Here is a 25,376-nt window from a genome sequence, read left to right as displayed (position 1 = left end):
TTTGGAAATGTAACCCTTTAACCATGAAGCCGCTGTAAGAAACGGTTTACTGATTGTTCAAGCACGCTTGTTTGCTCGGTAAGGCCACCGGAACTTTCATTCACCACTTTTGCAGCGCCAGAACTACGTTCGGCCATTTCCTGCACGCGGCCTACGTTATGGCTCAGGTTAGCGGTGCCCTGACTTGCGTTTTGAACGCTGCGGCTAATTTCACCCGTAGAGGCTTCCTGCTCTACAACCGCGGCAGCAATCATGCCCGAAATCTCACTCACCTGGTCAATGGTTTTATGGATAGTTTTCACCGCGTCCACTGTCTGGTGCGTGGCTGACTGCATCGCACTTACCTGCTCTTCAATTTCCTGCGTTGCACTTGCCGTTTGGTTCGCAAGGTTTTTCACCTCAGAAGCCACAACCGCGAAACCTTTACCTGCCTCACCGGCACGCGCTGCTTCAATCGTCGCGTTCAGTGCCAGCAGGTTAGTTTGCTCGGCAATATCGTTAATAAGGTGCACCACCTCTGAAATGCGGTCAGAAGCAGCGGTCAGAGACGTAACTCGGCCCTCGGCGTCCTTCGCCACATTCATTGCATTAGTGGTAATAGTATTCGCCTGCTCTACCTGCGTACGAATTTCACCAATGGCGCCTGTAAGGCCTTCTGTAGCCTCGGCAACGGAAACCATATCCTGTCCAGTCGCATTCGTTGCGCCTGCAGCCGAGTTCACTTCTACGCTAGTTTGCTCAATCGCATCTGTCATAGTATCCGCAGCCATCTGCAGTTCAGCAACTGAACTTGAAAGAGACTGAATAACGCTAGACACTTCACTTTCAAAGCTATCAGCCATTTCCGATTGCATACGGGTGCGTTCATCCTGCATCTGCTGTTGGCGCTGGATTTCTTCTTCACGCTGACGGCTTTCTTCCTCAATACGGCGACGCTCCTGTTCACGCTCTTCGTTTTCTCGAGCAAGGCGGGCTTCTTCAGCCTCTTCACGTAACTTTTCGGTTTCCAGAGCACCTTCACGGAGATGCTCTGCCGCACGCGCCATGGCGGCGATACCATCTCTATGGTTCAGGTCAGAAACAGCTGTTTCATAATTACCATTGGAAAGAATTTCGAGCTCTTGCTGCAAACGCCGAAGAGGTTTCATCACACTGTTAGTGATAGACCATGACAAAAACAGAATAAGTGCCATGAAAACAGCGGTCCAAACATAGACCATAAACTCATCGTCTTCGAACTGGGCATCGCTCACAGTACCGCTGCGCAATTCTTCGATAAGCGTATTAAACTCAAAAACAATAAACAGCATGCCTAGAAAGGCTAGGCCAGTTAATGTCCAGATACGTACATTAACTTTAAAGTTACGCAAGAAGTTGGTCACTCAATAATCCCCTTGACCCAAAACAATCATTCTGCCCCCGCGCAATTGTTACCATAAGGTGCCTCAATTGCATCACAAAAAATGCCCCGATATCCTTAAGGAATCCCTACCCCTTGTAAAATCATGATTAATTCTTACATATTTTTTTATAGGCCCCGTAAGAGGGCATGAACGACACACATTGCGAGGATATAGGAGGAACGAATGCGCCTTTTGTTGGCGATCATTTTCCCGCCGTTGGTTTTCTTTACAATCTGGCGGCCCATTCAAGGAATTTTCTGTGCACTTTTATGGCTAACCGTTATCGGGTGGCCCGTAGCAGCCATTTGGGCGGTATATTCCCTTAGCCAATACAGAAATGATGAGTTGCGTCGTGAAATGGATTATGACAGAGCTCGTTATGGACGCTATGATAGATATAGTCGTTACTAAGGGGAGCAAATAATGATCTATTCAATTCTTATTGGTGCACTTGTTGGTTTCATCGCAGGTAAAATCCTGCGCGGCGAAGGCATGGGGGCCTTCTGGAACATTCTAATCGGTATCGCAGGCGGCGTTATAGGTAAGTTCCTGTTTGGTATTATCGGCTTCCATGTAAATGGTCTGATAGCTGATATTATTGCAGGCACAGCGGGTGCCGTTCTTCTCATGCTTATGTTTGATATTGGCGTAAAGAAACGCCGTAGCAGAGACTAGAACTACCAACCTTAATCAAGCAAACGGGCCGGACGATATGGTTCGGCCTTCACACCATGCTTTCTAAGATGCTCTGGCACAGCATTACCCATTGCCAGATTAGCGGCAAGCTCTGACCATGCAGGGGACGTTTGAATACCGTATCCACCCTGCCCAACATTCCAGAAGAAATTTGGCTGATTTTCATCATATCCGATAACGGGCGCTTTATCTTTTGCAAAAGTTCTAAGCCCTGCCCATTTCGCTTCAATCTTCTCAACCGTACTGCCTGTTGCATTCTGAAAATGCTCCACAGCCATCGCAATATCTTCAAGTTCTGGCTGTGCATCGCATGCGGGGCTTAATGTTTCATCCGCCGGAGACACAAGATAACCTGCACCTTCAGGTTTGAAATAGAAGCTTTCCTCCACATCAATCACAACCGGGCTATTTTTCTCAAATGGCAACCCTTCAGGGCTTGGTATTGTTACAATGGTACGGCGCAGCGGTTTAAGCTTAAGTGGCTGAACGTGCGCTTTTATAGCAACATCATCTGCCCAGGCACCTGACGCATTAATAAGTGTCCTGGCTGTTATTTGCCCTTTTCGGGTTTTTACCAACCAGTGATCCTCTTTAAATTCAGCACTCTCAAAGCCGTCTTCCAGACGAACTTCTAAACCCATTTTTTTTGCGGCACGTAAATAGCCCTGATGCAATGTTGCTACATCAAGGTTCCCGCACTCAGGATCATTCACCCCGGCGGTAAACTGAGTTTTATCGAGATGCGGTGCGCGCTCAAGAACCTCATTTACTGATAGTTCTCTTACTCCCGGTAGTTCCTTCATTTCTTCCAGAAGGTTTTCTGCTGCGCTACGCTGTTCCTCTTTCATCACATGGATAGCCCCCATCTGGGTAAGGACCGGGATTTCAGATACCTCCACAGGCGGAGACAACAGAAATGCTTTTGAGGCCGTTGTTAATGGTTGAAGCAGTGGGCCACCATATGTTTCTGCGTAAAAAGCTGCGGACCTACCTGTTGTGTGGTAGCCGGCTTGTGCTTCCATATCCAGAAGCATAACCTTTGCATGTGGCGCCAGGAAATAGGCAACTCCCGCTCCCGCAATTCCACCACCAATAACTAAAAATTCAGTATCCAACATAACAGTACCCGTTGCTTTTACTGGGTCATATGTGGTCTAAAGTCGCCAGTTTGGCAAGCGTCCATCACTTTGTTTCATGAAAAAGGGGCTGATCATGAGCTATATCCAACCAACTACTCTTCCAGAGACCCTGAGCGGCGTTTCAGTAGAAACTCTGAAACAGTTTGCCTGTGAACTGGCAGATGCAGCAGCCGAAGTGACACTTAAGTACTTCAGGCAGAAAGTGGATATTGATAATAAACTGGGTGATAACGGTTTTGACCCCGTAACAGAGGCGGACCAAGGTGCCGAGCGAGCCATCAGAGCCCTGATTGATGAACGCTTTCCTGATCACAGCATTCACGGGGAAGAATACGGCATAAAGAAAACAGACAGCCCATTTGAATGGGTTCTGGACCCAGTTGATGGCACTCGCGCTTTTATCTCGGGCTTACCAACATGGGGAACTCTTATTGCCCTGAAGCATGAAGGTGTACCTGTGATTGGTATTCTGGATCAGCCTTACATCAAAGAACGCTATCTCGGGTGGACAGAAGGAGCAACTCTAAATGGAGAGGCTATTTCAACACGGTCATGCGCCTCGTTATCAGATGCAACTATTTCTACAACCGATCCTGATCTATTCAAAGATGACGAACGTACGATCTTTAACGCGATTTTGAACCAGAGCAAACTTATAAGGTATGGCATGGATTGCTACGCTTATGGTATTGTCGCTGCGGGGTTTATGGATCTCGTTATAGAAAGTGGCTTGAAACCTTATGACATGATGGCACTGATTCCGATTGTACGCGGAGCCGGAGGCAGTGCAACAAATTGGCAAGGTCAAGCTCCTGGGGATTGCGGGAAATTACTTGTGGTGGGTGACAAAGGTCTCCTTAAAGCCGCACTACACACCATAAATGAGTAAAATTTCCTAGCTTAAAGCGACAAAGTGAAACATTTCACAAGATTGTTTTGGCAAAACAAACCTCAAGGACTATATATTCAACGGATATTGAAACCGCAGTAAACCTAAGGAGGGGTAGCCATGGGAAGACCTGCAAAATTTAATCGAGATGATGCAATAGCAATTGCGCTCGACGCTTTCTGGGAACAGGGGTATGAACCTACGTCCGTAAGCGAGCTCTCTTCGCGTATGTCTATCACTCGGTCCAGTTTCTATAACAGTTTCGTTTCACGCGAAGCACTGTTCAGTGAAGTTCTTGCTTTGTATGGCAAACAGTCTTGCGATCGTTTCATGAGTGACTTGAAAGAAGGCGATCCTATTCTGCCTGCGTTCAGAAAAGTTTTTGAAAACTTGATTGATGCAAGAATGGATGATGAAGACGCCAAAGGCTGTCTTGTTACAAATGGCATGGCCAACAATGAAAACAGCTGTGAAGTAGCGCATGTTTTCCGGGATATTATGGGAACCCGTGTTGACCGCTATACAGAACTTCTTGAGCACGCCATAGATAGCGGTGAACTAACAGGGGTAGATAATCCCCGCACCACCGCAGCAACTTTTGTATCCCAGATGGTCGGCATCAATATGATGAGTAAAGTAATCCGTGATCGGCAACAGCTGTATGCTATGGCGGAGACAATTTTAAAAGGCCTTGGCCTTGCCGAAACACCGGCGAGCATTGATGCGCAAAACGTCGCCTGATACTCAATCTAGATTCTAAATAAAAAGGCCGCCGAACTATGATCGGCGGCCTTTTTAACTCTAGTGCCCAAAATCTGAAGCATACTTTAAAACTCAGGTCGCTCTCTTAGGCTCATAAATTCTCTGATAGCATTCCAGACATCAGCTCGATGATCATCGGTTTCTTTCAGGATTTCATGCATGGCGCCTTCTACCTTCACCAAACGGGCATTTGGCATACGCGCAACCAATTTATCTTGGGCATCATTATCCACAATTTGATCTTCCCCGGCCTGAAGCATCAACACTGGTGTATCAATAGCTTCAGCATAACCAAGCGCATTTAGCTTTTTGGTAGATTTCACAGCTTCCCACAGCCATTTATGAGTGGCACCGCCTACTGCTAAACGACGATCTTTATTATGGATAAAGTAATCTTCATCTTCGAACCGGTCATCATCATGGGTAAGCTTTTTACGCCAGCCCCAACGGCCTGTTTTAAAGGCTGTATGACCCGGGATATAACTTCCGCCAAGCCCTAGATGGCGCATAACCCACGGTAAGCCACTTAATATAAAATCTGGTACACCACCGCCATTAACCTTCACCATCGGCGCAACCGTGATAGCCGCATCCGCATATCCCGGATGTTCTTTCAAGAACCGGAGAATGACATGCGATCCCGCCGAGTGGCCCATCAGAATATATGGCTTTTCCATCTTGTTGGTCAGCACCTTATCAAAAAAGGTCTTCAAATCTTCAAGATGAGGATCAAAGCTGCGAACAAAATGCTTTTCACGGTCTGGGTGCGGACGGTAAGACATACCTTGCCCCCGCAAATCCATTGCCGCACAGGCAAAACCCAGCGCATTGAAGATATGAACATCCTCTACGAATTTTTCGATAAATTCCGTACGGCCCGGAATAAAGATAACTGTACCTTTAATATCAAGCACATTACTGGCAGGAAATCTGGCGAACCGGATTTGTTCTCCATCGGTGGACTTGAAATAGTCAAACACCGTATCTTTAGGTGGCTCTCTCCGGTTAGCCTTCGCAAAATCCAACATCTCTTGTGTTGGTAGCTTGTCGTTACTCACACACGCCTCCGCCATAGTTTGCATATTATTCCCCTTACTAAATATGCAGTATGCCTAAATATTTCAGCCACTTAGACTGATATATCTATCAGCATGCACAGTCTTATGGTTAATTTCCAGTAAAATTTCCGTAGAACAAAGGCTGTTTCACGAGGTTCCGCGCTCAATAAGGCCCACCATAAACGCTTTCACGCGAGTGACGAATCATCACTTTCAAGTAAAGCACCCAACCTCTCGCTGTGTAGTTTCACATATTTTTTCTATGGTATCGTTGATCACAAAATTTCACTTCGTTTATCAACAAACTGTCACACCCACATCGACAGCCTGCCTTAAAGTTCTTTTATATCAATATACTATAGTTATTTTTCTAAATGACCGAACTGCTCAAACTGAGCCCAGTTTAGTTAAAATTGTCCGCAAAGATTTACAGAATTTCCATTTGCATAGTTCACTTTAGGGGTAAGTGATCAGGCAAATATCATGATGAAAAAGAACCATACGTATAAACTCTCCACTTGCTTAGGCCGCAAGTTGATGAATTTCGCAAAGAACCTATGGCAGGATGACCGAGGCAGTCTTATGCCTGCTGTTGCCACCAGTATATTGGTGCTAACAAGCGCAGCCGGGCTAACCGTAGACGGTGCACGCATGTTCTATGTGAAGGATGTTTTACAGAAATCACTTGATAGCGCTGGTCTGGCCGCAGGTCATGCTCTTGATATCAATGATATGGAATCTGATGCGCAGGAATTTTTCGATGCAAATATTGCTGCCATCGGTGACGTGGTCAAATCCAGCGAAATGGTTATCAACTTCAGCAATGATAACAAGCTTATTACACTAACAGCTACAGCATCGGTGGATACATATTTCAGCCGTATCTTCGGTGTGAATGAAGTGACCGTTTCGGCCGATACCGAAATCACCCGCGAAACCCGCGGCATGGAACTTGTTATTGTAATGGATAATACAGGCTCAATGCGCAATAACGGCAAGATTGATGCAGCGAAAGAAGCAGCCGAACTTCTGGTGGAAGCCGTGTACGGCGAAAATGATACCAACAACAATCTTTGGGTTGGGGTCGTACCTTATGTAGCTCATGTGAATGTTGGTGACGGGCATGAAAGCTGGCTTTCAGAAGCTGGCCTTCAGAAAATTGATAATGGCGAATACAGAACAACTGAATGGTCGGGCTGCCTGTTTGCGCGGGACGACGGTGAAGATCTTACAGATACTCCACCCAGCATAGAACCATTTGAGCCCTGGTTCTGGCCAGATGAACCCGCTTACAACTCATACTACAGGCCCAATAACTGGATTCATAACGGTGTCGTATCAATTTACGAAGCAAATAGCCGTTCATTGGCCAAGGGTCCTAACCGCGGCTGCGGCCAAGAAATATTACCCCTCGTTGCCAGCAAAACCAAAGTGTTGGATGCAATTGAGGAAATGGAACCCTGGAGCTTTGGCGGGACCGCTACACCCACAGGTCTCGCTTGGGGTTGGCGTGTTATCAGCCCTCGCTGGCAAGGCCTGTGGGGCGGTGACACGCCAAGTAACCTGCCGCTTGCCCATGATGCCGCTTTCATGGACAAAGTGATCGTCATCCTAACCGATGGTAAAAATGAGTTTATCTCTCGTATCAGCCAACTTGGTGGGTCTGATTACACTGCATACGGCACTATTCAGGATATGGGCCACAGCTCCATCTATGATGCCCGCGATGATGTGGATGATCGGTTTGATGAAATCTGCACAAACATCAAAGACGATGACATTTTAATTTACGGGATCACTTTTGGAAGCACCCCAGATTCTTCCACACGCTCCGCGTTTGAAGCGTGCGCAACTAACCCCGGCTTTTATTTTCACGCACCCAATAATGACGAACTTCAGGATGTGTTTGATAAAATTGGTCGCCAGCTTTCAAATCTCAGGCTTTCAAAATAAAGGTAACTATGTCGTTCTTGTCTCACATATGGTCCTTTAAAAAACGCCTTCAGCAAGATGAAGAAGGTGCCATTGTTGTGGAAACCGCGATTGGCCTTCCGGTGCTGCTTACCACCATGATTGGCGTGCTGGAAATTGCCCATTATTTCTTCGTAGCGGCAGCGATTGAAAATGCCGTTCTGCAAGCATCTCGGTTCGGTATTACCGGTTCTAATGAAGAAGGCACCACCCGCGAACAACAGGTGCGCGATATCATCCGCGAGCAAACATTTGGCCAGGTAAATATGGATACAGTGAATATCGAAACACTGGTCTATGAAAATTTTGCAGATATCGGCGAACCAGAACCTTTTATCGATGACAATGCCAGCGGCAGTTATGATGAAGGTGAAGATTACACTGATGTAAACGGCAATGGCCAGTGGGACGCCGATATGGCTATATCCGGCCTTGGCGGCGGTGGGGACATTGTTCTTTACCGCGTAAACTATGATATCAGCAGCCTTACGGGCTTTGCTGATTGGGCCTATCGGAACGTTTCCGTTTCAGCAACAGTGGCGGTGCGCAATGAGCCATATTAGAAACTTTCTAAAGCGCTTAAAAAGCGATGAGGAAGGAAGTGTATTAACAGAACTGGCGCTTTCCGTACCGCTTTATTTAACGCTTTTCATTGGCATCGTTGAAGCTGGCCATTACCTGCTGTTGAATCTGAAAGCCCAACATACGGTCGTTGCAATAGCAGACCTGGTAACGCGGGATGAAGAAATTTCGGAAGCAACAATGCAGGATATTTTTTCCGCCGTACCTCAAATTATCGCTCCCTACAACGACCCCACTGATGTTGTGGCAATTGTTAGCTCCGTCAGCCAAACAAGCACCGTTCCTGCAAGCATTTTCTGGCAACGCATTGGGGGTGGCGGCTTAGCAGAAAGCAGCATGTTTGGTGCAGAAGGTGATCCGGCAAATTTACCAGATGCATTTACTATGCGAGATAATGAAACCATCATCGCGACGGAAATTTTCTATTCCTACGAACCCATCATGTTTGATTTTTTGCCATCTCGTACAATCCGGAAAGTGTCTTATTTCCGGCCGCGCCTTGGCGCTTTGCAGGAAATCACCAGTTGAAGGAGCTGCTTCTATAAATTGTCAATGTTGACAATAAACAATTCATTCCCATATTCTGTCTATAGCCCAATTCAGACAAAATATCAGGAATGATACCATGCTCAACCTCCCTCAAGCCTATGCAGCCTCGGCTTCCCATTCCCTTTCCGAGGCTGCATCTCTGCCCTTTGAGGTTTATCACGACAAGAAAATCTACGATCTGGAGATGGATCATATCTTCGGGAATGACTGGGTTTTTGTATGTGCTGAACAGCTTCTCCCCAATCCTGGTGATTATTTCGCACTCACTGTTGCAGGTGAAGCAATTGCACTAATCCACGGTGCCGACGGTGAAATCCGTGCGCTTTCCAATATCTGTCGTCACCGCGGCACACCACTTCTTGATGAAGGATACGGCACGGTTGAAAAGCACATTACCTGCCCATACCACGCCTGGGTTTATGACCAGACAGGCAAATTCAAAGGGGCACCTTTTACGCGGAACCATAAACCCGAAAAATCAGAACACTGTTTGCCCGCCTTTCATCTTGAAAGCTGGCATGGGCTTTTGTTCGTCAATTTAGCTGAAAAACCATCTCCTTTTGCTGCTCGCGTAGAAGGTATCAATGATTATCTTCACTTATTTGAACCCCATAGTTTTATCCACGGCGTTAAATCTGGTGGTGAAGAATGGCAGGTGAACTGGAAGCTGGCCGTGGAAAACGCCATAGAAAGCTATCACCTTTTCAAGGTTCATGAAGAAACACTGGAAACCATAACACCCAGCAAAACTTCATACTATGTGGCGGGTAGTTCCGAGTGGACCTTAACCGGTGGTAAAATGGCAGACACAAGAAGCACCCTTGAAAAGTGGCTCACCGGTAAAGTACCTGAGGCATATAGCCATTATCTCCTGATATTTTTGCCGCCCAATTTTATTGGCATTCTAACTTACGGCAGCTTGCAGTGGATTGCTGTTTTGCCCAAGGCAGCGGAAAAGTGCCAGATCATGTCCGGAGGAATTAGTAACGAACCTGGAAACGATGATAAAATATCAGCCGATTTCACAGCTGCTTTTCTGGAAGAAGACAAATGGATTTGCGAACGCGTGCAGCGAGGCATGCATTCAAAGAAAACCACAGGCGGAAAACTGGTTGATATGGAACAAAGCCTGATCGATTTTCGGCAATATCTGGGTTCGCGGCTCTTTGGTGCTAAGCCAATAGCCTTCGCTTCAACAGCCGAAGCCGACCTATTTCTAAATCCAGAACGATAGCTCACATAAAGTCCCTATATATTCCTTAGGAAAGTGATTCTTTTCGAACCGAATCTTCTCCTTTATTCCGCCCCAAAAGCGGCAAAAACCGATTCCTTTTGCCGCTAAACCTGAAGTTTTGTGGGTAAGATTCTTTAATATTTACGTCAAATCATCCCGCTAGCTGTTAATTTTCAACAGTCACAGCAACAAAAAAAACAGTTTTTTACTTTTTTCTCCTCCTCTCAACAGCTCCCAATTCAGTGATTAAAATTTTAATCACGGCGAATTATCACGCATTTTCAACAGCTTTAAAATTTAGATAAAATTTGAAGATAATTAGATATTAAATTTCATTTAAGTTATTGTTTTTAAATATCTTTTTAGGATTGACGTTAACTTTTTATTTAAGACTCAAGCCGTATAAAAAACTCATCCGAACTTGGCAGCTGGAGAATAAAAATGACTAAGTTTCTTTCTAAACTACGCCGTAATGAAGAAGGCGCTACTGCAATTGAATATGGTCTTATCGCAGCACTTGTTGCTATTGGCCTCATCACAGCACTTGGCGCGCTAGGCGGTTCACTACAGACAATCTTTGGTGAAGCTTCCACAACACTTGATGGAAATGTTGACGCAACAGACACAGGCAGCTCTGGTGGCTCTGGCGGCTCTACTACACCTTAAGCAGTAGAACACACATCAATTAACCTATCAAAAGCCGCCGGGGGATGGCAGTTTTCCGGCGGCTTTATTTTTGGGAAATTTGTAAAATAGTACCCAGATAACAGGCAAAAACAGAACCATGCAGATCATCTCAGGCATAGATATTTTTATCGCGGTAGCTTTTTCAGGCTTGCTTATCGCGGCGGCGGTATCTGATTTGCAGTCTAGGCGAATACCGAATGCTTTATCGGTTGCCATTTGTGGTTTGTTTACTGTTTTTGCCTTTGCTGAAGTGATATCAGGTGCCGCATTTTTAGGGGCTGTTGTTTGGCCTCTCTTAAGTGCTCTCGTTGTGTTCCTCATTGGTGCTGGCCTTTTTGCGCTCAGGCTTATGGGGGGAGGCGATGTGAAACTGATGGCAGCTACCGCACTCTTCGCGGGCCCTGCCCTAAGCCTTCATTTCGTACTCTATGTAACTTTATTGGGCGGCTTTGTAGCCACAGGAACTTTGGTTCATGCCCAACTCAGTAAAGAAACAACACTTGATCAAGCTAAAGTACCTTACGGCGTTGCAATCGCCGCTGGTGGTCTCTGGGTTTGTTTTCAACGCTTTTCCTCTTTGGTGACATAAAGCCAAAGGATTGCATGCTTTTCTGATGGCATAAGGCCCGGAAGAGTTGGGGAAATTCGGTAGAAGTACAGGTTTCTGTACCACCGGGAGGCAAACATGAGCATCAAAAAACTACTCCTCATTCTTGTTGCATTTGCAGGCATGGTACTGGTCTGGTTTATGACCCGCTCATACCTTTCAAATGCACAGCAACAAGCACAACAAGCGCAGGTTTTGACAGCAAAAACACCCGCCGCCCAAATCCTTGTGGCGAAAACAGATCTCCATGTAGGTTCAACGATTACTGCGGAAAACCTCGTTTGGCAGGCTTGGCCCAAGAGCGGTGTGAACAAAGCCTACTACAGCAAACCAAATGCAAAGATAAAAGATCTGGTTGGCACCATCGTACGCACACCTATGAATGAAGGTGATCCAATCACCAAATCAGCATTGGTAAAAAAAGGTGCAAGTGGTGTTCTTGCTGCGACATTAACCCCAGGAATGCGTGCTTTCACAGTACCTGTTACAGCAACATCAGGCGTGGCTGGCTTCATCGTTCCGGGCGACCGTGTTGATGTGATCCTTACTCACGCCGTTGAAGTAACCCGCCGTGAGAAATATCAGGTTGCAGAGACCATTTTCCAAAATGTACGTGTGCTCGCGACAGATCAGAAAAACCAACAGAACGACAAGGTAAAAGTAGCCAAAACAGCTACTCTTGAAGTTACCCAAAGCATGGCTGAAAAGCTTGCGATTGTCGCAAATGTTGGAAAGCTTTCACTTGCTCTCAGATCGCTGGAGCGCGGTAATGATGGCCTTCTGGCAGATCCAAACACACCACCAATCATGGTGACAACAAGCCAAAGCCACGGCAACGATGTTAGTAAATACCTACCTCGTATCAACGGTAAAAAGAATTCAATCCGTGTAGCAAGAGGCAGCGTTGCAACAGTTGTTGTCCCTTCAAATGGTACTGGTGACACGCAGCCAGACAATCTTCCATCTGATGGAGATGACAAATGATAAAATCCATTAAGTATATAGCACTTGCGAGCAGCATTTTGTGCACTCCGCTAGCTGCAGAAGCTTCAAACCCTGCAACCCTTAACAAAGTATCAGGCGCAGAACTTGTAACACCGCACGCAGGCGGCATGAGCATTGAAATCAACAAAGGCACCCTTGTACGTCTTGATCGCCCTGCATCTGAAGTATTTATCGCGAACCCTGAAATTGCAGATGTGCAGGTTAAATCAGCACGGGTTGTTTATATCTTCGGGAAAGCGCAGGGCGAAACCACCTTCTATGCGCTTGACGAACAGGATAACACCATCTTCAGTTCTGGCATTGCCGTAACACGCAATCTTTCAGCACTTAATAAAGCGTTCGAACGCATGATGCCCGGCTCACCAATTAGCGCCACTACACTTGGTGAACTTATTGTGCTTCAGGGTAACGTTGGCGCACCTGATCAGGCAGCGCTTGCTGAACAGCTTGCAAAGTCTGTTTTAGGTACTGATCAGGTAATGAATAACATCAATGTACTTCAGCCAACTCAGGTGAACCTTCGTGTTCGCATTGCTGAAGTTTCCCGCACCGTCCTTAAACAGCTGGGTGTAAGTTGGGAAGGCTTCCTATCCGGTAGCAGCGCAGGTATTGGTATCGCAACCGGCCGTAATGTTTTTGATCTGGTGCCTGATCCTGTTACAGGCATTCCTTCAAAGGTATTTGTACCTGGCGCAGATACAGGATCACTTGTGGGTGCCATCACTCCGGGCAATCTTGACCTGAACTATGCTATTGATGCACTTGACCGCGAAGGTTTCCTTACCGTTCTGGCAGAGCCAAACCTAACAGCGCTAACAGGTCAGGCAGCGAATTTCCTTGCGGGCGGTGAATTCCCAATTCCAATCCCTAGCCGTGACGGTATTGGCATTGAATATCGTGAATTTGGAGTAAAGCTGGATTTCACACCAACTGTTCTAAACTCGGGCCGTATTTCCATGCAGGTTCGCCCGGAAGTAAGTGATCTTTCCGATGCTGGTGCGATCCGTATCAACGGTATCAGCGTGCCGTCTATCAGCACACGGCGTGCAGAAACCACTATTGAACTGGGAAGTGGCCAATCCTTCGCAATCGCGGGGCTTATTGAAAACAGTGTTTCTCAGGATAAGGATAAATACCCCGGCCTTGGTGATATCCCGATCATTGGTGCTCTCTTCCGTTCTGATCGTTTCCGCCGTGAAGAAACAGAACTGCTTATTGTGGTGACACCGTATCTGGTGAAACCAGTGTCAAACAGACACATCAACCTGCCTACAGATAACTTTATCGCACCAAATGATGTGAACCGCATCCTGAACGGTAAAAGCTGGGAAGGCAGTACTCAAAATACTATCGCAAACCAAGATAACCGCACAGGTGCTTCCCTGAAGCAACGTGCTGGTTTCCAGTTAGATTAATGGAAGGACAGTATGATGATTAGGCACATGATACAATCCGCCCCTAAAACCGCTCTTTTAGCGCTCGGCATCATAGCGTTGAGCGCATGTCAAACAAGCAGTACAACCCGTCATACAGATGCAGTTAATCGTTCCAGCGTGGAACTGGTTCGCCTGCCATTTGAAATTCGCCCTGAGGCTGATGGTACTGACACACTATCTGCTCAATCCGCTGTATCCATGCATGCATTCCTAACCAGCGTAAATGCAGGCTACGGCGACATCATTATGCTGGACGCACCATCCGCCACCCCGAAACGCTTGGAAGCTATTCAGGAATTTCTGAAAGAACGTGGACTCACGTTTGGCGGGGTTGCACCTCTCGGAAAGGCACCGTCTGAACAAGGCGTTATGCTGTATGTAGAACGCTATCAGGTTACTGTGCCTAACTGCGGGGTTTGGCCAGCAGACAATGCCTCTATTGACCCAAACAACGCGGCGCCATTCCACGGCTGTGCAACAACCGCTACTCTAAATTTGATGGTAGCGAACCCACGCGATCTGGTGGCAGGACAAAACGGCAGAGCAAATGCGCAAGCTGCAGTTTCGGCGGTTAACGGCTTATCACAACCAGCAAGCACAGGCCCCAGGGTAACCTTCTCAGTGGAAGGATTAAACGAGATTGCGCCGACAAATACCAATTCAAGTGGCAGCAACTAGGAGGATATGATGACAGGTCCTTCAAAGAAAACCGAACGAGAAACTTTCGCAGCCTACTGCTGCGATGAAGCAACCATTGACCTTTTAAAGGCTGCTGCACCAAGCCGTGGCTGGTCAGAAAATATGGTCTTTTCAGGTGGTATCGCGGGAGCTGTGCGAGCGCTTGGAGCCATGCCGTGCCCTGAATTTCTAATTGTTGATTTATCTGACAGTGAAGATCCTCGGGCAGACGTTCAAGCGCTCGCAGAAGTATGTGAAGAAGGTACCGTTGTTCTCACTATTGGTGCTCTCAACGATGTAGGTCTCTACCGAGACCTGCTACACGCTGGTGTTCATGATTATCTGGTAAAACCTCTTGCAGTTGATGTTATCAAAGCAGCCATGCATTCAGCTGAAGAAGCCATGAATGCTGTTGAGGAAGTAGAAGAAGAAGGCCCAGCCAGTGAAGGGAAAACTATTTTCTTCATTGGGGTCCGTGGCGGCATGGGCACAAGCACACTTGCTGCAAACACCGCTTGGCTGAGTGCGAACGGCGGTGAAAGCACAGCCCTTCTGGATCTTGATTTTCATTTCAGTTCATCTGCAATCCAGTTTGATCTGGAACCCGGCCGGGGCCTATTAGATGCACTTGATAACCCAAACCGAGTTGATGGCCTGTTCCTTGACCGCGCAGTGGTGAAGCCAAGCGAAAAGCTTTCCATTCTCTGCACGGAAGCGGCGATTGGCGTAGTACCACGCCCTGCAGAAGGGGCGCTTGAACACCTTGTTGATACAATGGCAAATACATACCGAAATGTTGTGGTGGATATGCCGCGTCACATGGTACCTGAGCAACCGGAAGTGCTGAACACAGCCACGGACATTGTTCTTGTTACCGATCTTTCCCTTTCTTCAGCGCGGGACTGCATCCGCCTGAAGGCTTATTTAAAAACCTGTGCGCCAGCGGCATCAGTTCACGTGGTTCTGAATAAGCTGGGTGCAGTTCCTGCTGAAGTGGAAGAGAAAGATTTCGCCAATAGCATCGAAACAGAAATCAACGCACGCGTACCGTTTGATGCGAAAGCAATGCTTCTTGCTGTGCAACAAGGCACAGTTATCGCTGATCACACAAAATCAGGAAAAGTTACCGCAGGTATGAAGGCTGTTAACAGCCTGTTTACCTCAGACAGCGAAAATGCAGATGGGCAAAAACCATCATGGGTTAACAAGCTTTTGCAGCGCAAAGCTAGCTAAACACATGTTCTAAGTACAGGCATTCAGGTATGAAATCTCAGGCATTCGGCAAAAAACGACAGGGGCTTAAAAAAAGCGGCGGCTTTGGCCGTGCAGCTATGCCTGGTACGCCGGGTGTTACGGATGAATTTCCACTTGAACCACTTCAACCAGAAGCAATGCCGCCTACCCCAGAACCAGAAGGCACCGGTGCTGAAAACATTGATGCCGTTACCACATGTGCCCGTTCCATGCTTATCGAAAGTTTCACGGCAGATGAACTCCGGATGTCCACTAAAGGAGATGTGGAAAAGAAAATCGATCAGCTTATTGGTCGCTGTGCGCAGATGGAAAATGCTGTTCTCAGTGAACGCCAACATACTGAACTAGCTTTATATCTGCTTTCAGAAGCAGAAACAGCGATTGGCCGTATCGGCGATATTCCAATGGATTTGGACGCCGCAAACGACAAGCAGGATGATGGCACCGCAGCGCTGATTAAAGCAAAAGAGCATATCCAACCGCTTCTGATGGAACATATTGATCCAGCTGCGGCAGCTGAATTGCCGCGCCCGGAACTTGCTGAACAGGTTGGTGAAGTAGTGGGCGAACTGCTCGTTCAGGAAAAGATTAACCTGAACCTTAAAGAACAGCGAGATCTGGTTACCCTTCTTCTTGATGATATGCTTGGCCTTGGCCCACTGGAGCCACTGCTCGCTGATGAAACCATTTCCGATATTATGGTGAACGGCCCGCGGCAAGTGTATGTGGAGCAAAAAGGCCGCCTTACGCTTACTGACGTAACATTCCGTGATAATCAGCACTTGATGAACGTGGCGCAGCGTATTGTAACAGCTGTTGGCAGGCGCGTTGATGAAACATCCCCAATCTGTGATGCACGTCTTGAAGATGGCAGCCGGGTGAATGTGATCGCTCCACCGCTTGCCATTGACGGTGCTTCCATTTCCATCCGGAAATTCACAAAGGACAAGATCACACTGGATAAAATGCTGGATTTCGCCAGTATTTCTGCCCCCCTTGCCAAACTGCTTAAAATCGCTGGCGCTTGTCGTCTCAATATCTTGATCTCAGGCGGTACTGGTTCCGGTAAAACAACGATGCTCAATGCACTTTCCCGTATGGTGGATAAAGGTGAACGGGTTGTTACCATTGAGGATGCGGCTGAGCTACAGCTACAGCAGCCACATGTGGTACGCCTAGAGACCCGCCCTCCAAACCTTGAAGGGCAAGGCGAAATTACAATGCGAGATCTGGTTAAAAACGCACTACGGATGCGGCCAGACCGTATCATCCTTGGTGAGATTCGAGGCGGTGAAGCGATTGATATGCTTCAGGCCATGAACACTGGTCACGATGGCTCCATGGGCACCATTCACGCAAACCGCCCACGGGAAGCGCTGACCCGCCTCGAAAACATGGTAAACATGGCGGGCCTCCACCTGCCTGCAAAAGCCATTCGCGAGCAGATCAGTTCAAGTTTGGATATGATCGTACAAGTTCAGCGGATGCGGGATGGTGGCCGCCGCACCACTCATGTAACCGAAGTTGTTGGCATGGAAGGTGATGTCATCACCACTCAGGATTTGTTCAAATATGAATTCACCGGCGAAGATGAAAGCGGCCGTCTAGTTGGCAACTGGAATTCCACAGGCGTTCGTCCTCACTTCCTTACCAAAGCAGAATATTTCGGTCTGGACCGTGCTTTGATGGACGCAATGAACGGATAAGGACAGAGCCATGCAAAACGGAAATCTCGATATCCTTCTTCTTGCTGGCGGCATGATCGGCCTGATCATACTGATTGCTGTTATCACGCTCTTTGGGTCTATGAACAAAGGCAAAAAAGAAACTCAGAAAAAGCTGGACCGCTTTCAAGAGCGCTTTAACGACCGCAAAACCCTGAAAGGCGAGCAGGCACGCTCTATTCGCCTGAACCAAAAGGAAACTGGTTTTGCAGCAACGCTGGCCGAGCTTTTACCGCGCAGAGACCAGATTAAAATTCGGCTCAGTAAGGCGGGCCTCGAACCCAACCTTTCCCGATATGCAATGACATCTGGCGGTTTGGCTGTTGCTACCCTAGTCACTCTACTGCTGGCAGGTAGCACGCCGGTTTTCTCGCTGCTCATGAGCATTATCGCTGGCATTGGCTTGCCTCACTGGTTTCTCAGTATGCGGATCAACGGCCGTATCGGGAAATTCACCAAGCAGTTTCCCGAAGCGATGGACCTTATGGTGCGTGGTCTTAAATCCGGCCTGCCAGTGAACGAATGTATTGCAAACGTGGCAACGGAACTTCCAGCACCAACAGGTCCCGAATTCCAGAAAATCACCGATAGCATGCGGCTTGGTAAACAGCTTGAAGAAGCACTGTGGGAAACCGCAGACAGGCTGGATACGCCAGATTTTAAGTTCTTTGTTATCTCTCTCGTCGTACAGCGGGAGACAGGTGGTAACCTTGGTGAAACGCTGGAAAATTTGGCTAATATCCTGAGGCAGCGTCAGGCAATGAAATTAAAAATCAAAGCCTTGTCTTCAGAAGCAAAAGCCAGTGCATGGATTGTTGGCCTGCTGCCTTTCATTATGCTCGGAGTGATCATGCTGCTGAACTATGATTACGGCATCGTGCTTTTCACCCACGCAAAAGCGAAAATCGCTGGTATCGCTGCCCTGATATGGATGAGCATAGGCATGTTCATCATGTCTCGAATGATTAGTTTCAAGGTGTAACATGCAGGATATAGAGAACACACTCGGAATTCCGATTATTGACTTGCTCGCAATGGCCGCAGCACTTGTTGCCTTCCTTGTAATGTATGCCTTCTACCAAACCACTATTGTACGTGACCCTATGAAAGGGCGGGTAAAAAACCTGCAAGATAAACGGGAAGCTTTGAAAGCAGGCCTGGTAACAAGCAGCAAACGACGCTCACCTGTAAAAAAAGTGGAAAGCATGAATTTAATGCGCTTGATTGCAGATAAATTCAAACTTCTGCAAGCGGAACAAACTCGCAAAATTTCCGCAGCCCTTATGCAGGCTGGATACCGCTCAAACGACGCTGTGGTGGTTTATCAGGTAGCGCGCCTTACCTTACCGCTTCTGATGGGCTTGATAGGTATTATCCTATTTTACGGCATGGGTAGCCTGCCTGAGCATAAAAACCTCTACCCTGTTTTCTCCATCGCGATGGTGTTCTTTGGGCTGAAGTTGCCAGATATATACATCACCAATTCCAAACAGAAACGCACAGAAGCCATTCGTCTCGCGCTTCCTGATGCGCTTGATCTGCTCGTTGTATGTGCGGAGGCTGGCTTAACATTGGATAGCGCCTTAAACCGTGTAGCAAAGGAACTGGGGCGAGCTTACCCTGAGCTTGCGGATGAATTTTCCCTAACAGCTATTGAACTGGGTTTCCTGCCGGAACGGAAACAGGCGCTGGTAAACTTGTCTGAACGGGTAGATGTGCCTGCACTTAGAGGTGTGGTGACAACACTTATCCAGTCAGAACGGTACGGAACACCGCTCGCTACCTCACTGCGCGTCTTATCAGCGGAATTCAGGAACGAACGCCTGATGAAAGCAGAAGAAAAAGCGGCACGTTTGCCAGCCACACTTACGGTACCACTTATCGTTTTCATCATGCCCACACTCTTTGTAGTACTTATGGGCCCTGCGGCCTGTAAAGTGGCTGATGATTTCATCAACAAAGGCGGTTAAACGCACCATCACCCGATTCGCCTTTTAAATGGCGAATCATCCCTCAAAACAACTCCTCGCAGTTTCTGCACAGTTTGTCGCAGAGATGATTTGAGCAGTATTTACTAATCTTTCGATGGAAAAAGCGGTGCCTTCTGATCACAAAAACACAAAAATTTCGCAGAAATTCAAGGATTTGCACGATTCTTATGACTAAGGCATTGACCTCGCGCTCAAGATTTGGTCTTTTAGTTCTTGCGAGAGGGCGCGGCCTTGCTGCGTCTCTCCATATTGTAACCACGCCTCGTGGTTACTCTATCCTCGCTGTCGTGACTCGGGCCGGGTATTTCCCGGCCACTTTTTTGTCTAAAGCAAACTTCCCTTATTAGCTGTATTTCACAACTATAAAAGAAATCAATCAGACAAAATTTTACGAAACCCCAAACAGAAAAAGCGGGCCAGAAACCTAGCCCACTTTCTTATAACATCTGAATTATGACAATAATCAGGCGACACCTGCATTTTTCTGCTGGGTCATCCATACGCCTCACAATCTATTGCTGGTTAAGCAGCGAGGGTTTCCTCGCCTGTCAGCACACCTGCCACCGCATGCACAGTTGCTGCAATACGGATACTTGCCTGAATTTCTTCGCGGTTCAGGCCAGCTTTCTTCAGTTCTGCATCATGTGCAGCCACACAGAATTCGCAGCCGTTCACAGCAGAAACAACAAGCGAGAACAGTTCGAAGTTCACTTTATCCGCAGGTGGCTTACCGATAATCTGCATACGAAGGTTTGCAGCCATACGCTGATATTCACCATCCTTCGCCATATGAAGGAAACGATAGTAAATGTTGGTCATGCCCATAATGGCATTGGCCGCTTTTACATTTTCTAATTCTTCTGCGTCCAAGTGCTGGGCTGCTTCATCTGCAAACGCTTTAATAAGTGTTTCATTGCCTGAAGCAAGAGCAGCTGCGAACAGCGAACCATAACGGCGTTCTACTGATAGTGTTTCTTCACGCATCAGCGAAGAAAGGTTCAGTTTCAAGTCTTTTGCATAAGCTGGGAGTTGGCTTTTAATTGTATCTAACATGTCTCTATCCTCTGAGGCTCGGCCTCAAAAACTGGTGCATTGAAAAAGGGGAGGAATGGCCCCGGCTAAAAAGAAAATTACGCGAGGAAAAGCCGGGGCCATAGGCAGGCTGCAGAGGGGGTAGAGCAGCCTGCGTCAGGGAAACTTAGGGGGTTATTAAGCCTTAGAGCGTTTCTTCACCTGGGTTCCAGTTACATGGGCAAAGTTCATCTGTTTGCAGCGCATCAAGAACGCGGAGAACCTCAGCTGGGTTACGGCCTACGGAAAGGTCGTTCACAGCGGCATAACGGATGATGCCGTCTGGATCAGCGATGAATGTAGCGCGCAGTGCAACACCTTCTTCTTTGTCCAGAATACCAAGGCCGTCAGAAAGCTCTTTCTTCACGTCTGCAAGCCACGGGAAAGAAACCTCACCAAGGTCATCACGGCTCTGGCGCCATGCAAGGTGTACAAAATCTGTGTCTGTGCTTGCACCGAGTAGAACCGCATCACGATCAGCAAATTCTTCGTTCAGCTCGTTGAAAGCGATGATTTCAGTTGGGCATACGAATGTGAAATCTTTTGGCCAGAAGAAAAGCACTGTCCACTTACCAGGATTGCTTTCATTTGTAATACGCGGAAAATCATCCGCAGGCATGTTTGCATCAACAACTGCTTTAAGGTCGAACGCTGGAATTTTATCACCGATAGTAAGCATGGTCTTGGTATCCTCTAATATAATCAAATCTGTTTCAGGCCTGTCGCTGTCTCGCTGTCGTTGCCTGTTGAAATGAATATGCATGCAGAAGATAAAACAATCCAACCGATTAAAATATATTCTGTAATCGTTTTTAACGATATAATAACGAACCCGTTGAATAGCTTGCGTTTCAGAAGCTTTCGAAACATAATCGACTGAATAAATTATATAGATATTTTTTGATCGGACAGGTAAATGAGCTTTCCTCCCACCTTAAAGCAGCTGCGCTATCTGGTAGCCCTTCATAAAACCAACCATTTTGGTCGTGCCGCGGAAAGCAGCCATGTGACCCAGTCAACCTTGTCCGCTGGCCTGCAGGAACTTGAAAACCTGCTGGGCGCACAACTGGTGGAACGCACCAAAAGAAGCGTGATGTTTACAGCTCTTGGTGAGGAGGTAGTGGATCGTGCCCTCAAAATCCTGAACGATGTGGATGACCTCACTGACATGGCAGCATCCGCCAAAGATCCACTGAAGGGTATTGTCCGCCTCGGTATTATCCCCACGATCGCACCGTATCTGCTGCCGAAGGTAATGCCTGCCCTGCAAAAAGAACTACCGGACCTTGAATTGCACCTCAGGGAAGATAAATCTGCTGATCTCTGTGACCTGATGCGCTCTGGCGAGTTGGATCTTGTTCTTTACGCGCTGCCGTTCGCATGTGGTGACGCTGCCGAAATGCCGCTCTTTTATGATGGTTTTGTCGCCGCTTTCCCCGAAGACACAGCTCCGGGCAAGGAAATCACCACTGCCCAGCTCGATAACAGCAACTTACTACTGCTTGAGGAAGGCCACTGCCTGCGCGACCACGCGCTTGATGCCTGCCAGCTTGTTGGTAATCAGGCCCGCCGGGAACTTTCAGGCACCAGCTTGCCGACAATTCTGCAAATGGTAGCGGCTGGCCACGGCACAACCTTACTGCCCCAGATGGCAGTGGATGCCGGCCTTACGGATAATGTAGGTGTGGATATTGTGGAATTTAAAGATATTAACCCTACGCGCACCATTGGCCTCATTTGGCGGAAAACCAACCCTCGGGCTGAAACCTTCAAAGCACTTGGTGAAGTGATTAAAAACGCCTGGGTTCACTAAACAAACTCAAGGCATAAGAACACCGCCAACCCTTGAGGAAACAACAGGGTTGGCGGTTCTTTAAGGGTGCGGCAAATTCCAGACAGCTCCGCACCCCTCCCGAGGATTTCTCGTTGATTTAGGCCTTGAGGGCCTCAATCGCTTTTTTAACGCGTGCAGCATAATCTACATCCGCTGCTGCATACTGTTCCAGCATCCGCACTTGTGCACTTTCAGATGCCTGGCTTAGGCCACCTGCGATATTTTCAGCGAGCTGGTTCTTCTGATCTTCCGTCATGATACGGAACAGTTCTCCAGCCTGCGTAAAGTTATCTTCATCGCGGCTTTCGTGGTAACCAACCCATGCATCTTCTTCAAGTGGCATTGGCGGCTCCATCACTGATGGCTTCGGCACTGGTGCACCTTCTGCAGCCCGATCATTCGGGAAGAAGTTGGCACCGCTACCTTGGTTTGCCGCATGGCCTGTCACAGGACATTTCACCATACCTGCCATCGCACCATCACGCTGATAGTGGTGCACTGGGCACTTCGGTGCATTCACAGGCAACTGCTGGTGATTCACACCAACCCGGTAACGCTGGGCATCAGGATATGCCAGCAAACGTGCCTGCAACATCTTATCAGGCGATGCGCCCACACCCGGCACAAGGTTTGACGGTGTGAAGGCTGATTGCTCTGTTTCCGCGAAATAGTTATCCACGTTGCGGTTCAATTCCATTTTCCCGATCTCAATAAGCGGGAAATCTGAATGCGGCCATACTTTCGTCAGATCAAACGGGTTGTAGCGGTATGTTCTCGCTTCAGTCTCTGTCATGATCTGGATTTTCACAGTCCAGCTCGGGAAATCACCTGCATCAATCGAGTTCACCAAATCTTCCTGCGCGCCGTATGCAGGCAGGCCAGCTGTTTCACTACCACGTAGTGTTTTAATACCTTGGTCCGTTTTCAGGTGGAATTTCACCCATACACGCTCGCCCTGATCATTCCAGAAGCTAAGAGTATGAGAACCATAGCCGTTCATGTGGCGATAGCTTGCTGGAATACCGCGGTCTGACATCAGAATAGTTGACTGGTGCAAAGACTGCGGGTGGTTTGCCCAATATTCAAACACCGCAGATGCATCTGGCGTGTTTGTACGCGGGTTTTTCTTCTGGCTGTGCACAAAATCAGGGAACTTTGATGGATCACGCAAAAAGAATACAGGCGTGTTGTTACCAACAAGATCAAAGTTACCTTCTTCTGTATAAAACTTCACAGCGAAACCGCGCGGATCACGAGCATAATCGCTGCTGTCTTGGCCGCCGCCTACTGTGGAGAAACGAACGAACACCTCCGTTTCTTTGCCTTCACCCTGAAGGAAGTTGGCGATGGTATAATCGCTTAAATCTTTTGTAAGTGTGAATGTGCCGTATGCACCACTGCCGCGGGCGTGCACTACACGCTCAGGAATGCGTTCGCGGTTAAAGTGCGCCAGCTTTTCCATCAGGCGGAAATTATCAAAAGTTAGCGGGCCACGAGAGCCAGCTGAAATACTGTTATTATCATCAGCAACGGGAGCACCGTTCGCTGTGGTAAGAATATTTGGAGTGTTTCCTGACATGGTCTCATCCTCTTGGTTTGTGTCTGTAAAACCAAGATATGCTCAACCAATTAATTTGGCAAATTTATTAAATTTTAAATTTCAATCGATAAATACGATTAATTATCACCAAACTTAGAAAAGCCCTTTGTAACCGCCAGAGAAGCTTCTTATATAAACCTTACGGCATTCATTGCTAATCGGGGGAAATATGGAAGCATCATCCGCTTCAAAGCCACATAACAAACGGCTTGAATCAATATTAATAGAAGTAAAACTAAGGGCGGAAGGAGCATCTTCCGATGATGAGCTAATCACCGCCATCAAGCGCTTAGAACAATTCCCAGAGCCAGTTGCATACGATAACCAGCGCCTGAATATGTTCGCCAGCATTTTTGCTGCTTTATTTATACTCATCGGGGCAGCTCTGTATTTCATACAGGTACCGGAAGAATATCTCTTCGTCCCGCTGGGCGGTTTAGTTTTGGTTTTGGTCATATACGGCAGCTTCTGGCACCAACGCAGAGCAAGCTTTGATAAACTATCTGACCGTATCCATTTTCGCAGCACGCTTTTTGATTATAACCTGCAAGAAATAAGAGTTCATGCACCGGACAAAGCCAAGGAGCTGGCGGGTCGTTTCACTTCTTTCAGAAAAGGGAACCACCAGCGCCTGATTGAACAGTGGCTGGAAGGTAAGCATGAAGGCGAAGAAAATAGCTTCAACTATAATTATTATCATTTCCATTATGTAGACCGCCGCCGTGTAACAACCACGGACAGCAAAGGGAATGTAAGAACCAAAACCGTATATGATCATCATCACCGTTATGGTTTCATCGTACCGTTCAGATACGCCCGCAATATAGATATCGCCGAAAAATATCTGAAATTGTTCCAGACTGGCTATAAAACCAGCTCGATCAGCTTCAACAAAAAGTTTTCCGTGAATTTTGACAGCGAAATGGAAGTCGTGAAGTTCCTGAAACCCGCAGTGCTTCAGGCAATTGAAGCAGCCGGCGATGCGCTTAGTGAAATAGTGCTAGAATTCAACGACAGTGGTGATCTGTGCTTTTCCTTCGGTAATAGCGACACCATCCGGATAAACAGGGAATTCAGCCTGAAACAACCCAAAGAATTTGCAGCCGAGATTGAAGGCAAAGCCAGCCAGCCAAGGCTAACTGCCGCTCTCGCATTCATAGAAAAACTGATGAAATATTCAGATGATAATTTTAGCTAACTTACCCA

General features: G+C 47.5%; 25 protein-coding genes. 19 read left to right on the top strand and 6 right to left on the bottom strand.

The window, feature by feature from the left end; genetic code table 11:
- Positions 1-17 precede the first annotated feature (17 nt).
- Entirely contained in the window at positions 18-1,382 is a 1,365-nt protein-coding gene (locus KFE96_RS05935; protein WP_255835067.1) for a methyl-accepting chemotaxis protein, read from the bottom strand.
- Positions 1,383-1,586: 204 nt separating this feature from the next.
- On the opposite strand from KFE96_RS05935, the gene KFE96_RS05930 reads away from it, so the two are divergent.
- Positions 1,587-1,814: a YqaE/Pmp3 family membrane protein gene (locus tag KFE96_RS05930; RefSeq protein WP_247015356.1), complete on the top strand. Its 228-nt coding sequence runs from the start codon at positions 1,587-1,589 to the stop codon at positions 1,812-1,814.
- A 12-nt stretch (positions 1,815-1,826) separates the two neighbouring features.
- Positions 1,827-2,078, top strand: a complete 252-nt coding sequence (locus KFE96_RS05925; RefSeq protein ID WP_255835066.1) for a GlsB/YeaQ/YmgE family stress response membrane protein — start codon at positions 1,827-1,829, stop codon at positions 2,076-2,078.
- Positions 2,079-2,089: 11 nt separating this feature from the next.
- Here KFE96_RS05925 and KFE96_RS05920 read toward each other — a convergent pair whose 3' ends face one another.
- Positions 2,090-3,217: an FAD-binding oxidoreductase gene (locus KFE96_RS05920; RefSeq protein WP_255835065.1), complete on the bottom strand. Its 1,128-nt coding sequence runs from the start codon at positions 3,215-3,217 to the stop codon at positions 2,090-2,092.
- Between the two features lie 94 nt (positions 3,218-3,311).
- Between KFE96_RS05920 and hisN the strand changes: the two genes are divergently transcribed.
- Both hisN and KFE96_RS05910 read left to right on the top strand, forming a co-directional pair.
- Positions 3,312-4,127 carry a histidinol-phosphatase gene (gene hisN, locus KFE96_RS05915; RefSeq protein ID WP_255835064.1) on the top strand — a complete coding sequence of 272 codons (816 nt, stop codon included), beginning with the start codon at positions 3,312-3,314 and terminating at the stop codon, positions 4,125-4,127.
- Between the two features lie 120 nt (positions 4,128-4,247).
- Positions 4,248-4,868 carry a TetR/AcrR family transcriptional regulator gene (locus KFE96_RS05910; protein WP_255835063.1) on the top strand — a complete coding sequence of 207 codons (621 nt, stop codon included), beginning with the start codon at positions 4,248-4,250 and terminating at the stop codon, positions 4,866-4,868.
- An 86-nt stretch (positions 4,869-4,954) separates the two neighbouring features.
- Here KFE96_RS05910 and KFE96_RS05905 read toward each other — a convergent pair whose 3' ends face one another.
- Positions 4,955-5,947 carry an alpha/beta fold hydrolase gene (locus KFE96_RS05905; protein WP_255835062.1) on the bottom strand — a complete coding sequence of 331 codons (993 nt, stop codon included), beginning with the start codon at positions 5,945-5,947 and terminating at the stop codon, positions 4,955-4,957.
- A 483-nt stretch (positions 5,948-6,430) separates the two neighbouring features.
- On the opposite strand from KFE96_RS05905, the gene KFE96_RS05900 reads away from it, so the two are divergent.
- The 13 genes from KFE96_RS05900 to KFE96_RS05840 all read left to right on the top strand — a co-directional run bounded on the left by KFE96_RS05900 (position 6,431) and on the right by KFE96_RS05840 (position 19,644).
- Positions 6,431-7,900, top strand: a complete 1,470-nt coding sequence (locus KFE96_RS05900; protein WP_255835061.1) for a pilus assembly protein TadG-related protein — start codon at positions 6,431-6,433, stop codon at positions 7,898-7,900.
- Positions 7,901-7,908: 8 nt separating this feature from the next.
- Entirely contained in the window at positions 7,909-8,481 is a 573-nt protein-coding gene (locus KFE96_RS05895; protein ID WP_255835060.1) for a TadE/TadG family type IV pilus assembly protein, read from the top strand.
- A complete protein-coding gene (locus KFE96_RS05890) occupies positions 8,468-9,028 on the top strand; it encodes a TadE/TadG family type IV pilus assembly protein (RefSeq protein WP_255835059.1) in 561 nt (186 codons plus the stop codon). Before KFE96_RS05895 ends, KFE96_RS05890 begins: the two co-directional genes overlap by 14 nt.
- A gap of 97 nt (positions 9,029-9,125) precedes the next feature.
- Entirely contained in the window at positions 9,126-10,283 is a 1,158-nt protein-coding gene (locus KFE96_RS05885; protein WP_255835058.1) for an aromatic ring-hydroxylating dioxygenase subunit alpha, read from the top strand.
- 441 nt (positions 10,284-10,724) lie between these two features.
- On the top strand, positions 10,725-10,949 hold the full coding sequence (locus KFE96_RS05880) for a Flp family type IVb pilin (RefSeq protein WP_255835057.1): 225 nt from the start codon (positions 10,725-10,727) through the stop codon (positions 10,947-10,949).
- A 118-nt stretch (positions 10,950-11,067) separates the two neighbouring features.
- Positions 11,068-11,559: a prepilin peptidase gene (locus tag KFE96_RS05875; protein ID WP_255835056.1), complete on the top strand. Its 492-nt coding sequence runs from the start codon at positions 11,068-11,070 to the stop codon at positions 11,557-11,559.
- A gap of 96 nt (positions 11,560-11,655) precedes the next feature.
- A complete protein-coding gene (cpaB, locus tag KFE96_RS05870) occupies positions 11,656-12,561 on the top strand; it encodes a Flp pilus assembly protein CpaB (protein ID WP_255835055.1) in 906 nt (301 codons plus the stop codon).
- Positions 12,558-13,997: a type II and III secretion system protein family protein gene (locus KFE96_RS05865; protein WP_255835054.1), complete on the top strand. Its 1,440-nt coding sequence runs from the start codon at positions 12,558-12,560 to the stop codon at positions 13,995-13,997. Before cpaB ends, KFE96_RS05865 begins: the two co-directional genes overlap by 4 nt.
- A gap of 12 nt (positions 13,998-14,009) precedes the next feature.
- Positions 14,010-14,696: a CpaD family pilus assembly lipoprotein gene (locus KFE96_RS05860; RefSeq protein ID WP_255835053.1), complete on the top strand. Its 687-nt coding sequence runs from the start codon at positions 14,010-14,012 to the stop codon at positions 14,694-14,696.
- A 9-nt stretch (positions 14,697-14,705) separates the two neighbouring features.
- A complete protein-coding gene (locus KFE96_RS05855; RefSeq protein ID WP_255835052.1) occupies positions 14,706-15,929 on the top strand; it encodes a hypothetical protein in 1,224 nt (407 codons plus the stop codon).
- 29 nt (positions 15,930-15,958) lie between these two features.
- The gene (locus KFE96_RS05850) at positions 15,959-17,656 is read left to right on the top strand and encodes a CpaF family protein (RefSeq protein WP_255835051.1); all 1,698 of its coding nucleotides are present in this window, start codon (positions 15,959-15,961) and stop codon (positions 17,654-17,656) included.
- Between the two features lie 10 nt (positions 17,657-17,666).
- Positions 17,667-18,656: a type II secretion system F family protein gene (locus KFE96_RS05845; protein WP_255835050.1), complete on the top strand. Its 990-nt coding sequence runs from the start codon at positions 17,667-17,669 to the stop codon at positions 18,654-18,656.
- A gap of 1 nt (position 18,657) precedes the next feature.
- The gene (locus KFE96_RS05840; RefSeq protein WP_247015388.1) at positions 18,658-19,644 is read left to right on the top strand and encodes a type II secretion system F family protein; all 987 of its coding nucleotides are present in this window, start codon (positions 18,658-18,660) and stop codon (positions 19,642-19,644) included.
- Positions 19,645-20,187: 543 nt separating this feature from the next.
- Here KFE96_RS05840 and KFE96_RS05835 read toward each other — a convergent pair.
- Together KFE96_RS05835 and KFE96_RS05830 are read right to left on the bottom strand one after the other, a co-directional pair.
- On the bottom strand, positions 20,188-20,718 hold the full coding sequence (locus KFE96_RS05835) for a carboxymuconolactone decarboxylase family protein (RefSeq protein WP_255835049.1): 531 nt from the start codon (positions 20,716-20,718) through the stop codon (positions 20,188-20,190).
- A 163-nt stretch (positions 20,719-20,881) separates the two neighbouring features.
- Positions 20,882-21,415: a peroxiredoxin gene (locus tag KFE96_RS05830; protein ID WP_247015392.1), complete on the bottom strand. Its 534-nt coding sequence runs from the start codon at positions 21,413-21,415 to the stop codon at positions 20,882-20,884.
- Between the two features lie 237 nt (positions 21,416-21,652).
- On the opposite strand from KFE96_RS05830, the gene KFE96_RS05825 reads away from it, so the two are divergent.
- Entirely contained in the window at positions 21,653-22,549 is an 897-nt protein-coding gene (locus KFE96_RS05825; RefSeq protein ID WP_247015394.1) for a hydrogen peroxide-inducible genes activator, read from the top strand.
- A 118-nt stretch (positions 22,550-22,667) separates the two neighbouring features.
- Here KFE96_RS05825 and KFE96_RS05820 read toward each other — a convergent pair whose 3' ends face one another.
- Positions 22,668-24,149, bottom strand: coding sequence for a catalase (locus KFE96_RS05820; RefSeq protein ID WP_255835047.1), 1,482 nt, complete (start codon positions 24,147-24,149; stop codon positions 22,668-22,670).
- A gap of 190 nt (positions 24,150-24,339) precedes the next feature.
- On the opposite strand from KFE96_RS05820, the gene KFE96_RS05815 reads away from it, so the two are divergent.
- Positions 24,340-25,368 carry a hypothetical protein gene (locus tag KFE96_RS05815; protein ID WP_255835046.1) on the top strand — a complete coding sequence of 343 codons (1,029 nt, stop codon included), beginning with the start codon at positions 24,340-24,342 and terminating at the stop codon, positions 25,366-25,368.
- The last annotated feature ends 8 nt before the right edge of the window (positions 25,369-25,376 follow it).

It is taken from the genome of Kordiimonas sp. SCSIO 12603 (assembly GCF_024398035.1).
Lineage (GTDB): Bacteria > Pseudomonadota > Alphaproteobacteria > Sphingomonadales > Kordiimonadaceae > Kordiimonas.
This window is presented reverse-complemented; position numbering and strand designations above follow the sequence as displayed.

Excerpts from the sequence above, each read along its gene's own strand:
- KFE96_RS05880 (WP_255835057.1), top strand. The coding sequence starts at position 10,725 with ATGACTAAGTTTCTTTCTAAACTACGCCGTAATGAAGAAGGCGCTACT.
- KFE96_RS05925 (WP_255835066.1), top strand. The coding sequence starts at position 1,827 with ATGATCTATTCAATTCTTATTGGTGCACTTGTTGGTTTCATCGCAGGT.
- KFE96_RS05850 (WP_255835051.1), top strand. The coding sequence starts at position 15,959 with ATGAAATCTCAGGCATTCGGCAAAAAACGACAGGGGCTTAAAAAAAGC.
- KFE96_RS05835 (WP_255835049.1), bottom strand. The coding sequence starts at position 20,718 with ATGTTAGATACAATTAAAAGCCAACTCCCAGCTTATGCAAAAGACTTG.
- KFE96_RS05860 (WP_255835053.1), top strand. The coding sequence starts at position 14,010 with ATGATGATTAGGCACATGATACAATCCGCCCCTAAAACCGCTCTTTTA.
- KFE96_RS05825 (WP_247015394.1), top strand. The coding sequence starts at position 21,653 with ATGAGCTTTCCTCCCACCTTAAAGCAGCTGCGCTATCTGGTAGCCCTT.
- KFE96_RS05875 (WP_255835056.1), top strand. The coding sequence starts at position 11,068 with ATGCAGATCATCTCAGGCATAGATATTTTTATCGCGGTAGCTTTTTCA.
- KFE96_RS05920 (WP_255835065.1), bottom strand. The coding sequence starts at position 3,217 with ATGTTGGATACTGAATTTTTAGTTATTGGTGGTGGAATTGCGGGAGCG.
- KFE96_RS05820 (WP_255835047.1), bottom strand. The coding sequence starts at position 24,149 with ATGTCAGGAAACACTCCAAATATTCTTACCACAGCGAACGGTGCTCCC.
- hisN (WP_255835064.1), top strand. The coding sequence starts at position 3,312 with ATGAGCTATATCCAACCAACTACTCTTCCAGAGACCCTGAGCGGCGTT.
- KFE96_RS05910 (WP_255835063.1), top strand. The coding sequence starts at position 4,248 with ATGGGAAGACCTGCAAAATTTAATCGAGATGATGCAATAGCAATTGCG.
- KFE96_RS05815 (WP_255835046.1), top strand. The coding sequence starts at position 24,340 with ATGGAAGCATCATCCGCTTCAAAGCCACATAACAAACGGCTTGAATCA.
- KFE96_RS05830 (WP_247015392.1), bottom strand. The coding sequence starts at position 21,415 with ATGCTTACTATCGGTGATAAAATTCCAGCGTTCGACCTTAAAGCAGTT.
- KFE96_RS05900 (WP_255835061.1), top strand. The coding sequence starts at position 6,431 with ATGATGAAAAAGAACCATACGTATAAACTCTCCACTTGCTTAGGCCGC.
- KFE96_RS05930 (WP_247015356.1), top strand. The coding sequence starts at position 1,587 with ATGCGCCTTTTGTTGGCGATCATTTTCCCGCCGTTGGTTTTCTTTACA.
- KFE96_RS05890 (WP_255835059.1), top strand. The coding sequence starts at position 8,468 with ATGAGCCATATTAGAAACTTTCTAAAGCGCTTAAAAAGCGATGAGGAA.
- KFE96_RS05895 (WP_255835060.1), top strand. The coding sequence starts at position 7,909 with ATGTCGTTCTTGTCTCACATATGGTCCTTTAAAAAACGCCTTCAGCAA.
- KFE96_RS05840 (WP_247015388.1), top strand. The coding sequence starts at position 18,658 with ATGCAGGATATAGAGAACACACTCGGAATTCCGATTATTGACTTGCTC.
- KFE96_RS05855 (WP_255835052.1), top strand. The coding sequence starts at position 14,706 with ATGACAGGTCCTTCAAAGAAAACCGAACGAGAAACTTTCGCAGCCTAC.
- KFE96_RS05865 (WP_255835054.1), top strand. The coding sequence starts at position 12,558 with ATGATAAAATCCATTAAGTATATAGCACTTGCGAGCAGCATTTTGTGC.
- cpaB (WP_255835055.1), top strand. The coding sequence starts at position 11,656 with ATGAGCATCAAAAAACTACTCCTCATTCTTGTTGCATTTGCAGGCATG.
- KFE96_RS05885 (WP_255835058.1), top strand. The coding sequence starts at position 9,126 with ATGCTCAACCTCCCTCAAGCCTATGCAGCCTCGGCTTCCCATTCCCTT.
- KFE96_RS05845 (WP_255835050.1), top strand. The coding sequence starts at position 17,667 with ATGCAAAACGGAAATCTCGATATCCTTCTTCTTGCTGGCGGCATGATC.